This window comes from Pseudomonas sp., assembly GCF_048269965.1.
Classification (GTDB): domain Bacteria; phylum Pseudomonadota; class Gammaproteobacteria; order Pseudomonadales; family Pseudomonadaceae; genus Aquipseudomonas.
On sequence record NZ_JBLWTV010000010.1, the window covers coordinates 47,576 to 60,875 of the forward strand.

14 protein-coding genes are annotated in these 13,300 nt (G+C 64.1%); 8 read left to right on the forward strand and 6 right to left on the reverse strand.

Annotated features, from left to right (window positions below; translation table 11 throughout):
* Positions 1 to 187: 187 nt before the first annotated feature.
* From ACN0X6_RS13395 to ACN0X6_RS13415, 5 genes are all read right to left on the reverse strand, one after another.
* Complete coding sequence (locus ACN0X6_RS13395; protein WP_160020176.1) at positions 188 to 1,051, reverse strand: isocitrate lyase/PEP mutase family protein; 864 nt, start codon at positions 1,049 to 1,051, stop codon at positions 188 to 190.
* 137 nt (positions 1,052 to 1,188) lie between these two features.
* Positions 1,189 to 2,190: a type II secretion system F family protein gene (locus ACN0X6_RS13400; protein ID WP_417704579.1), complete on the reverse strand. Its 1,002-nt coding sequence runs from the start codon at positions 2,188 to 2,190 to the stop codon at positions 1,189 to 1,191.
* 53 nt (positions 2,191 to 2,243) lie between these two features.
* Positions 2,244 to 2,948, reverse strand: coding sequence for a substrate-binding periplasmic protein (locus tag ACN0X6_RS13405; protein ID WP_417704581.1), 705 nt, complete (start codon positions 2,946 to 2,948; stop codon positions 2,244 to 2,246).
* Positions 2,949 to 3,057: 109 nt separating this feature from the next.
* Complete coding sequence (locus ACN0X6_RS13410; protein WP_417704582.1) at positions 3,058 to 3,828, reverse strand: substrate-binding periplasmic protein; 771 nt, start codon at positions 3,826 to 3,828, stop codon at positions 3,058 to 3,060.
* A gap of 79 nt (positions 3,829 to 3,907) precedes the next feature.
* Entirely contained in the window at positions 3,908 to 4,831 is a 924-nt protein-coding gene (locus ACN0X6_RS13415) for a substrate-binding domain-containing protein (protein ID WP_417704584.1), read from the reverse strand.
* Between the two features lie 165 nt (positions 4,832 to 4,996).
* Here ACN0X6_RS13415 and ACN0X6_RS13420 point away from each other — a divergent pair, with 165 nt between their 5' ends.
* The 8 genes from ACN0X6_RS13420 to ACN0X6_RS13455 all read left to right on the forward strand — a co-directional run bounded on the left by ACN0X6_RS13420 (position 4,997) and on the right by ACN0X6_RS13455 (position 11,939).
* On the forward strand, positions 4,997 to 5,725 hold the full coding sequence (locus ACN0X6_RS13420) for a VC0807 family protein (RefSeq protein WP_160019271.1): 729 nt from the start codon (positions 4,997 to 4,999) through the stop codon (positions 5,723 to 5,725).
* A gap of 34 nt (positions 5,726 to 5,759) precedes the next feature.
* A complete protein-coding gene (locus ACN0X6_RS13425; RefSeq protein WP_417704586.1) occupies positions 5,760 to 6,197 on the forward strand; it encodes a YqaA family protein in 438 nt (145 codons plus the stop codon).
* A gap of 181 nt (positions 6,198 to 6,378) precedes the next feature.
* Positions 6,379 to 7,350 (forward strand): lysylphosphatidylglycerol synthase transmembrane domain-containing protein, encoded by a 972-nt coding sequence (locus ACN0X6_RS13430; protein ID WP_417704588.1) that lies wholly within the window; start codon positions 6,379 to 6,381, stop codon positions 7,348 to 7,350.
* Between the two features lie 221 nt (positions 7,351 to 7,571).
* Positions 7,572 to 8,885, forward strand: coding sequence for a ferric reductase-like transmembrane domain-containing protein (locus ACN0X6_RS13435; RefSeq protein WP_417704590.1), 1,314 nt, complete (start codon positions 7,572 to 7,574; stop codon positions 8,883 to 8,885).
* A gap of 265 nt (positions 8,886 to 9,150) precedes the next feature.
* Positions 9,151 to 10,416 (forward strand): Hsp70 family protein, encoded by a 1,266-nt coding sequence (locus ACN0X6_RS13440; protein WP_417704592.1) that lies wholly within the window; start codon positions 9,151 to 9,153, stop codon positions 10,414 to 10,416.
* A 106-nt stretch (positions 10,417 to 10,522) separates the two neighbouring features.
* A complete protein-coding gene (locus ACN0X6_RS13445; RefSeq protein ID WP_417704594.1) occupies positions 10,523 to 10,879 on the forward strand; it encodes a DUF6152 family protein in 357 nt (118 codons plus the stop codon).
* Positions 10,880 to 11,362, forward strand: a complete 483-nt coding sequence (locus tag ACN0X6_RS13450) for a hypothetical protein (RefSeq protein WP_417704596.1) — start codon at positions 10,880 to 10,882, stop codon at positions 11,360 to 11,362.
* A 55-nt stretch (positions 11,363 to 11,417) separates the two neighbouring features.
* Positions 11,418 to 11,939, forward strand: coding sequence for a hypothetical protein (locus tag ACN0X6_RS13455; protein WP_417704598.1), 522 nt, complete (start codon positions 11,418 to 11,420; stop codon positions 11,937 to 11,939).
* Between the two features lie 183 nt (positions 11,940 to 12,122).
* Here ACN0X6_RS13455 and ACN0X6_RS13460 read toward each other — a convergent pair whose 3' ends face one another.
* On the reverse strand, positions 12,123 to 13,292 hold the full coding sequence (locus ACN0X6_RS13460; RefSeq protein WP_417704600.1) for an iron-containing alcohol dehydrogenase: 1,170 nt from the start codon (positions 13,290 to 13,292) through the stop codon (positions 12,123 to 12,125).
* Between the last annotated feature and the right edge of the window lie 8 nt (positions 13,293 to 13,300).

A 13,300-nucleotide genomic window follows, 5' to 3' on the forward strand; every position in this document is an offset into this window, starting at 1 on the left:
CAGATATGCGCCCGGGGAATGCGAAGTGCAAGTGCTGTTCTTGCTAGGAGCCTGTTCACGATATTGCGAGCTAGAAGCCTACAAGGCAAAAACAGGCGAGGACGCGGAGTTTACGAGCTGTAAATGAGCAGTCCGAGCCTGTTTTTAACGCCGTAGGGTCGACGCGCAGCAGATCGTGAACAGGCTCTTACTCGCGCACTTCCATGAACTCCTTGGCCCAGACGATGTAATCCTCGGGCATGGTGTACTTGTGGGTCAGCTCGGTGGCGTTGAGGTCGCACGGCTGCGCACCGCGCTGTTCGCGCAGGCAGTCGTAGGTGGCCTTGATCGCAGCGAAGTAGGCAGCATGGCCGTTGACCACGATGCGCACACCCAGGCGCGCCAGGCGCTGATTGTCGCGCAGTTCGGGGTTGCCGTAGGTGACCAGCATCAGCGGCACCTTGAGGCCTGCGGCGATCTGTTCCAGGTGGGCGAAATCCCTGACCCCGACCAGGCAGATAGCGTCGGCGCCGGCCGCCTCGTAGGCGCGAGTGCGGCGGATCACTTCGTCCACTTCCAGCACCCCGGCGTGGGTACGGGCGATGATCGAGAGTTCCGGATCGACACGCGCCTCCAGCGCGGCGAGGATCTTGCCGACACCTTCCTCGATGGAAATCAGGTCGGTGGACTTGCGGCCGAACTGAGCCGGCAGCAGGGTGTCTTCGATGGTCAGCGCGGCAACGCCGGCGCGCTCCAGCTCGACCACGGTGCGCATCACGTTGAGCGCATTGCCGTAGCCGTGGTCGGCGTCGGCGATCACCGGCAAGCGCGAGACGCGGCCGATGCGCGCGGCCTGCTCGACGAATTCACTGAGGGTGATCAGGGCGAAGTCCGGCGCACCGAGCACCTGCAGGGAGGCGACGGAGCCGCCGAGGATGCCGACCTCGAAGTCGAGATCAGCGGCGATGCGGGCGGACATGGGATCGAAGACCGAAGCCGTGTGATAGCAGCGGTCGGAAGCCAGCAGGGCACGAAAGGCGCTGCGTAGCTCATGGTGGGATGCACGTTGCAAGATGGGCATGGGGCGTATTCCAAAGTCGGTTGAATCGCTTTTTTCTCTTTTTAGTCATGGCGTAGACGTGACGAATGCTAGCGCAAGGCACTTGCTGCCAGCTTTCAAACGGACCGCCGTGGTCGATAACCAGCAAATTATCGGCCAGCCAGCTCTGCGGGCAGGGCCGGGAAGAATCCGCCGCCAGTCAGCAGGCCATACGCCATCCAGGCGGCGACCGCCAGATAGAACAGGCGCGGCGCCCAGCTCGCCAGCGCCTGTTGGCTCGCAGCCAGCTGCTGCGCCTGCAGGCGGGCGAAACGCAGCAGTGCCTCGCCCGGACGGCCAATCGCTTCACCGGTATTGAGCACGCCGATGAGCATGGCTTTGCCGTGAAAACTCAGCCCATCGAAGGCCCGTACCAGCGACTGCCCGGCGGCTACGCGTGGCGCCAGGGTGGCGAAATCCCGCCGCAACCGTGGGTTGCTGACCGCATTGCAGGCACGCGGCAAGGCATCGAGCGCCGGCATGCCGGCCTCCAGCAACAGCCCGAGGCTGTCACAGAAATTACGGATATCCGCCCGCCGCTGCAGACTGCCCAGCACCGGCAGCGCCAGGAGCAGATCGTCTAGCGGGCCCGGCTGATCGCTTCGCCGCTGCTGCCAGCGTCGCCACAACGCTCGTGCGCCGAGCAGCAGTGCCGACAGCCACAAAACCGGCAGCAACACGGCCGCCAGGTAACCTGCGCCACTCAGGCTGCCAGCAACCAGAGAGGGCAAGGGCTTGACCGCCAGTGCCAGCAACAGCACTCCGGCCGGCAGCAGCAGCCGTGACGTCAATTCTGCCGCGTGACGCGCCTGTTCGTCGTAGCGCTGCGCCAGTTGCTCGTAGATATGCGCCAGTGCGCCGGCGTCCTGCGCGGCGCGCACCAGGCCACTTTCCAGTGGCGTGAACACGCCACTCAACTGGCCGGAACTCGCCAGGTCGCGTCCGCCGCCGACCATCTGCCGCAAGCGCTTGACCGCGGCTTCGTGGCGCACACCGAGATCCAGGCTAGCCAGCGCTCGATCGATGGGCACACCGGCCCGCTCCATCGCGCCAAGATGGGCGAACAAGCCGGCGCGACTGCGCAGATCGAGAGTGAGATGACGACGCGACATGATCGGACTCGGTGAATTTCAGCGCTCAGGTTAACCAGTCGCCACGCGAGGCGCTACGGAGCGATGGGTGGCATCGGCGCATGCGGCAGCCAGCGCCTGAGGATCGCCGCGAGACTGCCGTCCTCATGCATCTGCTGCAACGCGCGCTGCCAGCGCACCACACGCACCACCGACGTCTGTGGGGAGAAGGCGATGTAATAGGCCGAACGCATGAACGGAACATGTGCCTTGACGTCCTGCGGCTTGAGGTCGACAGCGGCCAGCTCACCAGCCAGGGTCAGGTCTTCGGTAGCAATCAGGTTGACCCTGCCATGCTTGAGCATGGTCACCATCTGCTTCGAACCGGGCACGCCATAGAGGTTGGTAAAGCCCCTCGCACTGAGGGTCTCGAAGGTGTACCACTGTTTGGGCAGGGCCAGTGGCCCGCTGGCCGCGGCCTGCTCCAACGTATCGATGACGAGCTCACGGGACTTGAGCGAGTAGAAGCTGGTGGTGCCGACCACGATGGGCCCGACCCACTGGAACCTGTTCTCGCGCTCGGTTGTGCGCACGGTGGAAAACAGCGCGACATCTTCCTCCTGTTGAGCCAGATGCAATGCTCGCGTCCAGGGCATCAATTCGATCTGACCACTGTCGCCGGTGCGCGCCAGCAACGCTCTGACCACCTCGACGGAGAAGCCGCTGGGCTCGCCCTCGCGCATGAAGCTCATCGGCGGCGCATCCTCGGTGAGCAGACGCAACTGGGCCTGCGCCGGCACGCATAGCGCCACCAGCAAGACACATAAGCATCGATACGCGCACTTGCCCATCATCATCCCGCTTCTCCCGCTTGCAGCCTAGCAAGCCGTGGAGCGCCATGCAGCCGCTTCACTCGAGGCGCAACAAATCGACCAACGTCCGCTCATCGGTCGTCGGTAACCAGTGTCGATAGATCCGCTCCAGGCTGCCGTCCTGGCGCATCTGCTGCAGCGCCTGCTGCCATCGCGCGACACGTTCGGCATCCGTCTGCAGGGAAAAGGCGATATAGGAGTCATTGGTCATCAGGTCGAACTGCGCCTGCAGCTGCCCGGCATTCATGCCCTGTTCGGCAAGCATGCCGTCGAGGGTCAGGGTGTTGGCCAGCAACAGCTTGACCCGGCCATGGCGAAACATGCGCAGCATGTCCTGAGGCGTCGGCACGCCATACAGGTTATCCAGTTTCTGTTCGCGCAGCAGTTCGTAGCTGTACCACTGCTTGGGCACGGCGAGGGTGCCAAGGTGGCGCACGTCGTCCAGGCTGGTGACTCGCAGCCCGGCATCCTTGTACGTGTAGAAACGCGTATAGCCTTGCGCGATCGGTCCGACCCACTGAAATTCAGCTTCGCGCTGCGCCGTGCGCACGGTGGAGAACAATGCCGTGTCGGCCTGATGACGAACCTGATGATAGCCGCGCGTCCAGGGCACCAGTTCGATGCGCGCCCGCTCGCCGGTACGGCGGATCAATTCTTCGACCACCGCCACAGCCATGCCACTCGGCTCGCCATTCTCGAGATAGCTGAAGGGTCGATAGTCTTCGGTATACAGCCGCAACTCGGCAGCCGTCACGTGGACGCAGAAGCTGCAGAACAACAGAACTGCGAGCAGGTACTTCAGATTCATTGCACGCCACCGTCTAGAGCGCGCCCTACAGCGAATTCAGGGCGGCCAGGACAAGGATCATAAACCCACGCTTCGCCCATCACCAAGGCTGTTGCGGCGCGGTCATATCGGCCAAATCCCTGGCGGTCAGTACCCGTGGTTCGAGCAACAGTTGCAGGCGTGAAATGGCGCGTTCGCCACTCAGGGCCCGATGCACCAGGCGCACCGCATGATCGCCCATGGCCTGCGGCTGCTGAAGCAACAGGGCGTGAATATGTCCTTCGCGCACGGCATCGAACAGCAGGTCGCCTCCATCGAAGCCGACGAAGTCCACCGCTCCGGCCTTGCCCAGTTGGCGCAGAGCCGCGAGGGTCGCTCGGGTGCTGGTGCCGTTGGGGCTGAACAGGCCGTCGAGCCTGGGCAACTGCTCGCTCAGGGCATCGACGATGCGCTGGCGGTCATCACCCAAGTAGGTGTCGAACACCACCTGCAGCCCGGACGCCTGTGCCGCCAGCAGAAAGCCGCGCTCACGCTCCTCGGTCGATTGCAGCCCGGGACGTAAACGCAATAACCCGACTCGGCCACCCTGCCCGAGGCGCTCGGCGAGTTGTTGCCCGGCCAACTGACCTGCGAGGAAGTTGTCGGTCGCCACCAGCGCGTAGGCGCCATCCCCCGCAACGCCACGGTCGACATAGACGGTGGGAATACCTTCGGCACGCAAGGCCGCGATCCGGGTATCGATGGCATCGCCAGCCGGGGCGATGATCAGTGCCTTGCAACCCTGTGCAAGCACACGATCTATCAGTTGCAACTGCACCTCGACGCTACCTTCCTGGGTCGGGCCGCGCGTGTAGAGTTCCAATTGCAGATCGCCTGCAGTGCGCCTCGCACCGGCCTCCAGCTCGCTCCAGAACGCCGAAGTGCCGGCCTGCACCATACCGATGCAGTCCCGCGCCCAGGCCGGCACAGGCGTCAGAAAAAGTGCCGTCAGCAACAGGCAAATGAAAGGGATGATTCTTGGCATGTTCGACTCCCAGGCCCTGCCATCACTTTAGCATCGCCAGCCAGCTCTTCTCTCCTGTCAGATGGCTGTCGACTCATACTTTTTCACATTCAAAACCGACGGTCGGACTAGCCCTGGCGAGCCGGGCAGGCGATCATCGGCGTTCCTACGCAGACTCCAGCTACCATGACCGCCACTACTGACAGCCGTACCCCGACGCACAAGCCCCGCCCGCTGATCGACCTGGCCATCAGCATCCTGATCCCCTCGTTCATCCTGATGAAGCTCAGTGGCGAGCACCGCCTCGGCGCCGATGGCGCGCTGATCCTGGCCCTGGCGTTCCCACTGGGCTGGGGCGCGTTCGAGCTGATCCGATACCGCAAATTCAACTTCATCGCCCTGCTCGGCCTGATCAGCGTCGCGCTGACCGGTGGTATCGGCCTGCTCAAACTCGACACCCAGTGGCTGGCAGTCAAGGAAGCACTGATTCCCGGCCTGATCGGCGTTGCCGTGCTGGTTTCGACACGCACCCGCTACCCGCTGATTCGCACCCTGCTGTTCAACAAGACGGTGCTCAACATCGACAAGATCCACGACCGTCTGGAGCAAGGCGGTCATGTCGAGCACTTCGAGACGCGCCTGATGCGCGCGACCTACTGGCTCAGCGGCACCTTCTTCTTTTCCTCGTTCATGAACTATGTGCTGGCCAAGTGGATCGTGGTCAGTCCGGCCGGCACCGAGGCGTTCAATGACGAACTGGGGCGCATGACCCTGCTCAGCTACCCGATGATCGCCATTCCCTCGATGATCATGCTGATGGCCATCTTCTACTACCTGTGGAAGACCATTCACGGCCTGACCGGCCTGAGCCTGGAAGAGATCATGGCCAACAGCGGCCAGGAATCGCAGTCCTGACCCCCGCCGGCCCAACGGCCGGCGTGCTCCTGCCATGCTGAGTCTGTCCGCCTATCCGGCATTGTTTATCTCTGCCTTCGGCGCAGCGACGCTACTACCGCTGCAGTCCGAAGCGGTGCTGGTCGCCCTCCTGCTGGCAGGCCAGTATCCACTCTGGGCCTTGCTGCTGGTGGCGACCCTGGGCAATGTGCTGGGCTCCTGGATCAACTGGCTACTGGGTCGTTCCATCGAGCACTATCGCGAGCGCCGCTGGTTCCCGGTCAGCCCGGCTCGGCTGCAGCAGGCACAGGGCTGGTACGCGCGCTATGGGCGCTGGTCGCTGCTGCTGAGCTGGATGCCGGTGATCGGCGATCCACTGACCCTGGTCGCGGGAGTGATGCGTGAGCGCCTGTGGATATTCGTTGCCATCGTCACCCTGGCCAAAGCCGGTCGCTACGCCGCGCTGGCAGCCATCACACTGGCCTGGGTATGAATCGGATACGTGCTTGCCTGTTGAGCGAAAGCAGTGCCTCGCTGATACTGCGCAGCGCGCCGCGAAGAGCAGCATCAGTCTGCGGCCGTCGCGAGCCGACCTACAAGGTCGTGAACATTAGCCTCGACAGGCTCCCTGACCGGCAAGATCGCCTACCGGGCCTGTAGAGCGAGGAGTTGCAGTGTCCGTTGTCGAAGCCAAACCCAAGCTGAAACGCAGCGACCTGATCTGGACGCTGATCGGTCTGGTCGCCGTCGTGGCGTCCTGTTTCCTGCTTTACCGCGAGTTGCGCACCATCTCCCTCGACGAGATCGCCGATAGTCTGCGCGCGATCAGCCATCTGAACTGGCTGCTGGCTGCCGGCGCCACTCTGGGCGCTTACTGGGCCCTGGCCTGGTACGACCGCATCGCCGTTGCCCATCTCGGCAAGCAGATTCCCTGGCGTTTCATCACCCTGTGCTCATTCACCACCTACGCCCTGGCTCACAACATCGGTGCCTCGGTGTTCTCCGGCGCAGTGGTGCGCTATCGCGCCTACCGCAGCAAGGGCCTGACGCCACAGGAAATCGGCATCCTCATCGTCTTCTGCTCCTTCACCTTCGCTCTGGGCGCCCTGCTGGCCAGCGGCTGCGTGCTGATCGCGCAGCCCGACCTGATCCACCGGGTCGCCAACATCACGCCGCTGGTCTCGGTGGTCATTGGCAGCGTGCTGCTGAGCCTGGTCGGTCTCTACGTGCTGGGCTCCTGGCGCCAGTTCAAACCCTGGACCCTGGGCAAGCTGCACGTGGAATATCCGCGCCTGCCCATCGTCGCTCGGCAGTTGCTGGCCGGCCCGCTGGAGTTGCTCTGTGCGGCGGCGATCATCTACTTCGCCCTGCCAGCCGACAATCACCCCGGCTACCTGGTGGTGCTCGGCGTGTTCCTCGCCTCCTTCTCGTTGGCGCTGCTATCTCATGCGCCGGGTGGCCTGGGCGTGCTGGAAGTGACCTTCCTCGCCGCCATGCCCGAGCTGCCTGCGGCTGACGTGCTCGCCGCGCTGATCGTGTTCCGCATGTTCTACCTGCTGCTGCCGTTTGGCCTGTCGCTCTTGGTGGTGCTGGGCTTCGAATGGAGCCAATGGCAACGCCGCCAGCAAGACGCCAAGGGATCATGAGCGCTCGATGCAGCGCCTGACACCGTCGAAAAGGCCGCTCTGACGCGCAGGCGAGGCCCGTCATGGCGACTGCGCAATGTCCTTCCGGCCAGCTCAGTGCACAAGGGATTGATCCAACTCAAAGAGCGCGAAAGGATATCGCTGTAGTTTTCGTGACAAGAATCGGCTTCCCATGACGGGCCGACGCGCGCAATTCTTCTCACGTCCTGAAGGTAAATGCCATGAAGCGCTGGTTCTGGCTGGCTCTGATCCTGCCTATCGCCATCTGGCTGATCAGCATGCTGGCGCAGGGGGGGCCGGGCAGCGACTTCTGGACGCTGCGAGGCAACAGCATCATCCTCAGCGGTATCGTCGCCTACTCATTGATGGCCTTGATCACGCTGCTGGCCACACGCCCGATGTCGCTGGAAGACCTGCTCGGAGGCCTCGACCAGAGCTATCGACTGCACAAATGGCTGGGCATCAGCGCCGGCGTCCTGGTGTTCGTGCACTGGATGATGGAGATCGTCCCGAAATCGATGGCCAAGGCTGGCTGGCTGACCCGACCGGCGAAGTCAGGCAATGCCCCGGAACGCGTCTTCGAGTTCTTGCGCGACCCGGCCAAGGACATCGGTGAGTGGCTGGGTTACATCGCCATCACGCTGGTGCTGCTGGCGCTGATCAAATACATCCCGTACCACTGGTTTCGGCGGCTGCACAAAGCCTTTCCGCTGCTATTCATTGCCGCCACTTTCCACGCCATCGTCCTGCTGCCGGATGCCCTCTGGCCAACGCTGACCGGGGCCTGGGTGATGCTTGCGGCGCTGGTTGGCTGCCTGGCCGCGCTGGCCATCCTGTTCGGCCTGGATCAACGCGGGAAATACTACACAGGCAGCGTGCAGGACATCGTGCGTCACGCCGACGGCGTCATGGAAATCCACTGCCGCATGGACGATGACCGCCTGAGGTTCAAACCCGGTCAATTTGCCTTCGTGCGCTTTGCCAACACCCGGGACCCGCACCCATTCAGCATCGCATCCTCCGACACCGACCCGAGAACCATCAGTTTTTGCGTCAAGGTACTGGGTGACGATACCTCGCGCCTGATGCAGTCACTGGCAATCGGCAGCCGCATGCAGCTCGAAGGCCCCTATGGACGCTTCACCTTCGCCAATAGCGACGGTGCCCAGGTGTGGGTCGGCGGTGGCGTGGGCGTGGCGCCATTTATTTCCCGACTGGAGCATCTGGCAGCCAACCCGGCGGCACAAAGGTCAGACAGCGACCTGCATTTCTTCTTCTGTACACCCGAACAATCGCCCCTGAACAGGCGTGTAGCGGACCTGTGCCAGCGCGCAGGCGTGCACCTGCACCTGATCCATCAATCGCGCGATGGCAATCTCGATCTGGAGAAAATCCGCGCGACGACTGGCGGCCTCGACGACACCAGCCTGTGGTTCTGCGGCCCGTTCGGTCTGGGCGACCGGCTGTTGCAGGACTGGTCGGCCTGCGGCCTGCCCGAGACAGGGTTTCACCGTGAGTACTTCAAAATTCGCTGACAATTGCCGGCTGAACGCCCGGCGCCAGCCCGCTGCGGTTGACGCAACCCTCGCGCCACACCAGCGTCCTGACAAGGCCGCTGGGTGGCGCGCATGGCGCGCATGGCGAGCGAACAACCGCTACCGGCGCTCCACACATTTGACAACCCCACGCACTGACATAGAATGCGCGGCCGTTTCGTGACCTGCCACCTCAGGCAGCACGCTGGGGCGTCGTCCGGCGACGCAGAACACTTTCCCGGCAATCACTCTGGTCCTGCGCTCCATGTCCTTTTCCACGCCCGCCCGCGCCTTAGGCATCGACTTCGGCACCTCCAATTCCACCGTCGGCTGGCTGCGCCCCGGCCAGGACAGTTTGCTGTCGCTGGAAGACGGCAAGATCACCATGCCCTCGGTGATCTTCTTCAACACCGAGGAGCGCCGCCCGGTCTATGGCCGCCTGGCCCTGTACGAGTATCTGGAAGGCTACGAAGGGCGCCTGATGCGCTCGCTGAAAAGCCTGCTGGGCTCCAAGCTGCTGAAGAGCGAAACCACCGTGCTGGGCAGCGCCCTGCCGTTCAAGGACCTGCTCGGCTTCTTCATCGGCGAGCTGAAGAAGCGTGCCGAAACCCAGGCCGAACGTGCCTTCGAGGAGGTGGTGCTGGGCCGCCCGGTGTTCTTCGTCGATGACGACCCGGCTGCCGATCAGGACGCACAGAACACCCTGGTGGCCGTGGCGCACAAGCTCGGTTTCAAGGACGTGTCGTTCCAGTACGAGCCCATCGCGGCGGCCTTCGACTACGAGTCGAGCCTGGACCGCGAGGAGCTGGTGCTGATCGTCGACATCGGCGGTGGTACCTCGGACTTCTCCCTGGTGCGTCTGGCACCCGAGCGCCATCACCTGGCCGAGCGCCAGGACGACATCCTCGCCACGGGCGGCGTGCACATCGGCGGGACGGACTTCGACAAGCAACTATCGCTGGCCGGCGTGATGCCGCTGTTCGGCTACGGCAGCCGGATGAAGAGCGACGCCTTCATGCCCACCAGCTACCACCTCAACCTGGCCACCTGGCACACCATCAACGCGCTGTACGCGCAGAAGACCCAGCTGGCCCTGCAGAACATGCGCTACGACATCGTCGACGCCACCGGCATCGACCGCCTGTTCGGCCTGATCGAACAGCGTGCCGGGCACTGGCTGGCGATGCAGGTGGAAGAGAGCAAGATCGCCCTCAGCGAGCAGGACGCGCACCCCATCGACCTGTCACGCGTGGAGCCGGGCCTGGTCGCCGAGCTGACTCGCCCGCTGTTCGAGAACGCCATCGAGCCGCTGCTCGAACGCATCCGCGCCAGCCTCACGCAATTGCTCGCCGATGCCGGGATCGCTGCCGATCAGGTCGACACCCTGTTCTTCACCGGCGGCTCCAGCGGCGTGCCGGCGCTGCGTCAGAGCGTGGCCGCCATGCTGCCCAACGCGCGCAGCGTGGAGGGCAATACCTTCGGCAGCATCGGCAGCGGCCTGGCCATCGAAGCGAAGAAACGCTACGGCTGAGGCATCTGACCGCCTCATTCTGTTTCCAAATGCTGCCCGTCCGCCGCAGCATCATTTACAGGGTCTAGGTTTACCCGGTGTTCCATCAGTCCACCGGGTGATCGCCATGCTGAAGAAACTGCTGCACCTCACCACCGCACTTGGCCTGCTGCTGGCCGCCGCCATTGCCCAGGCTCACCACGGCTGGAGTTCCTATGACGCCGATCGGCTCCTGACCCTGGAAGTGCCGCTGCAGAGCGTCAACTACCGCAACCCGCACGCCGATGTGAGCATCGAGCACGACGGGCGCACCTGGCAGGTGATCCTCGCCCCGATCAGCCGTCTGCAGGCACGCGGCCTGCCGGAAGCCGACCTGACGGCGGGCAAGACCGTGACCATAGTCGGCTACCCACGCAAGGACGGCACCCCTGAGATCCGCGCCGAGCGCATCATAGTCGACGGTCGCACCATCGAACTGCGCTAGATGGACAGCCTGATCGCCTGGGCCGCCTGGCTCGAAGCCACGGTCCTGGGCGAGCAGATGCGCAGCTCGGCACTGCTCTACCCGGCGCTCAACCTGCTGCATCTGCTTGGCCTGGTGTTGCTGCTTGGGCCCATGCTGCTGCTCGATGCGCGCCTGCTTGGCGCCGGCCGCAGTTTCCCGCTGGCAGCGCTGTCGCGCACGTTGACGCCACTGGCGGTGGCCGGTCTGTTGCTCCTGCTGGGCAGCGGCATCTGTCTGTTCGCCGCCGACGCCGGGCCACTGGCAGTTGACCCTCTGCTGCAGCTCAAGCTGCTGCTGATCGCCCTGGGCATCGGCAACGCCCTGTTGTTTCGCCACCTGTGGAGCGCCCGGCTGAGTGACTGGGATACGTACGCGCCGCTGTTCGGTCGAATGCAGGCAGCATTATCGCTGCTGTTGTGGCTACTGGTAATGAGCCTCGGCCGCCTGCTGGCCTACTTCTAGCACAGCGTGCTTTGCCTTATCCTGCGCGCCTTCGTCCCTGAACAGGAATGCCCCGATGAAAGCCCAGCTGGAAGAACTGATCGCCAAGATAAGCTCCGGCTGCCTGCCCGAGGACGAGATCGCCCGTATCGCCGATGAGGCCACTCAGGCCTATGCCGATCCGGCCGCCTTCCTCGCCGCCAACCCGGACGTCAACTACGACGACGAATTCCCCATTCCCCTGGGCGAATGGGTGGTGGTTGGCAGCCTGCCGGACACCGTGCTGTTCCAGGCCGACAGCTATGAAGAACTGTTCCAGCGCATCACCGAATCCTTCGGCCCGCAGGTGCAGTTCGTGCTCAAGCCCAAGCAATTGGCCAAGACCGAGCCGCTCAAGGCGCTCAATCGCATCCAGGTGCAGCTCTCCGCGCTGTCGCCGGAAACCGGCGGCTACGTGCTGCTGGACTTCAGCGAAGCGCTGGACGACGAGCTGCAAGCGGTGCTGGTGTACGCCAGCGACCTGCCGCGCGTGATGGAACTGGCGGTGGAAGTGGGCATATATGCCGCGCCGGCGCTGGAAGCGTTGCAGGCGGAGTAAGCGGACGAATGAAGTAACGTTGGCCGCTCTTAGCGAGGCGAACAGTCCGCTATTGTTCGGAGCGGCACAAATCCCAGCGGCGTACTGCTTCGCGAGTACGCCCTACTCGCCGACAGAACCCATCCCGTAGCCCGGATGAAATCCGGGGCAAAGCAGACCAACCGCTCCCGGATTGCATCCGGGCTACAAGGTCCCGCGCAGCGCTTTCTCGAACAACGCGCTGTACTGGGCGGCGCTGAAGGCGATGGGGTTGGTGCCCGCCGAGGGATCGACTTCGGCCATGCGGCCGACCTGCTCGATGCGGGCATCGTCGATGCCGATCTCGCCCAGGCTATGGGCGATGCCCACTTCGCTGCGCAGTGCCAGCACCCACTCCAACACCGCATCGAAACCGCCGCCAGGCAAGGCCAGGTAGCGCGCCATCTTCTCCATCTGCGGCTCGATGGCGCCGCGGTTGGCCACCAGCACGTAAGGCATCAGCACCGCGTTGAGCAAGCCGTGGTGGGCGTCGTACAGCGCTCCCAGCGGATGCGCCAGCGCATGCATGGCGCCGAGGCCACGCTGGAAGGCGGTGGCACCCATGCTCGAGGCCACCAGCATCTGCAGCCGCGCCTCGACATCCGTGCCCTGGCTTACCGCACGCGGCAGGTACTGTTGCACCAGGCGCATGCCTTCGAGAGCGATGCCCTCGGCCATCGGGTGGAACAGTGGCGAACAGAACGCCTCCAGGCTGTGCGACAGCGCGTCCATGCCGGTGGCGGCGGTGATTTTCGCCGGCAGACCGACCGTCAGCTCGGGATCAAGAATCACCAGCGCCGGCAACATTCGTGCGTGGAAGATGATGCGTTTGATATGCGCAGCATCGTCGGTGATCACCGAGGCGCGGCCAACTTCCGATCCGGTGCCGGCGGTGGTCGGCACCGCCACCACTGGCGCCATGCCAGCGACATTGACGCGACTGGCGTTGTCGCCGATGTCCTCGAAATCCCACAGCGGCCGCTCCTGGCCGACCATCAGGGCGATGGCCTTGCCGGCATCCAGCGCCGAGCCACCGCCGAAGGCGATCACCCCGTCATGCGCGCCCGCCTTGAACGCGGCGACTCCGTCCATCACGTTGGCGCCGGTAGGGTTGCCCTTGATCGCCGAGAACAATCCGGCCTTCAGTCCAGCGTCACGACACTGACGCAGCGCCGCGTCGATCATCGGCAACGCCGCCAGGCCGGGGTCGGTACACAGAAGCGGCGCGCGCATGCCGAGCTGACGACAGGCCTCGGCCAATTCGGCAATGCGGCCAACGCCGACGCGCATCGAGGTCGGGTAGTTCCAGTTCATGCGGTACTGATCGAGAGTCATTGCGCGCC

Excerpts from the sequence above, each read along its gene's own strand:
- ACN0X6_RS13400 (WP_417704579.1), bottom strand. The coding sequence starts at position 2,190 with ATGTCGCGTCGTCATCTCACTCTCGATCTGCGCAGTCGCGCCGGCTTG.
- ACN0X6_RS13410 (WP_417704582.1), bottom strand. The coding sequence starts at position 3,828 with ATGAATCTGAAGTACCTGCTCGCAGTTCTGTTGTTCTGCAGCTTCTGC.
- ACN0X6_RS13415 (WP_417704584.1), bottom strand. The coding sequence starts at position 4,831 with ATGCCAAGAATCATCCCTTTCATTTGCCTGTTGCTGACGGCACTTTTT.
- ACN0X6_RS13420 (WP_160019271.1), top strand. The coding sequence starts at position 4,997 with ATGACCGCCACTACTGACAGCCGTACCCCGACGCACAAGCCCCGCCCG.
- ACN0X6_RS13425 (WP_417704586.1), top strand. The coding sequence starts at position 5,760 with ATGCTGAGTCTGTCCGCCTATCCGGCATTGTTTATCTCTGCCTTCGGC.
- ACN0X6_RS13435 (WP_417704590.1), top strand. The coding sequence starts at position 7,572 with ATGAAGCGCTGGTTCTGGCTGGCTCTGATCCTGCCTATCGCCATCTGG.
- ACN0X6_RS13440 (WP_417704592.1), top strand. The coding sequence starts at position 9,151 with ATGTCCTTTTCCACGCCCGCCCGCGCCTTAGGCATCGACTTCGGCACC.
- ACN0X6_RS13445 (WP_417704594.1), top strand. The coding sequence starts at position 10,523 with ATGCTGAAGAAACTGCTGCACCTCACCACCGCACTTGGCCTGCTGCTG.
- ACN0X6_RS13450 (WP_417704596.1), top strand. The coding sequence starts at position 10,880 with ATGGACAGCCTGATCGCCTGGGCCGCCTGGCTCGAAGCCACGGTCCTG.
- ACN0X6_RS13455 (WP_417704598.1), top strand. The coding sequence starts at position 11,418 with ATGAAAGCCCAGCTGGAAGAACTGATCGCCAAGATAAGCTCCGGCTGC.
- ACN0X6_RS13460 (WP_417704600.1), bottom strand. The coding sequence starts at position 13,292 with ATGACTCTCGATCAGTACCGCATGAACTGGAACTACCCGACCTCGATG.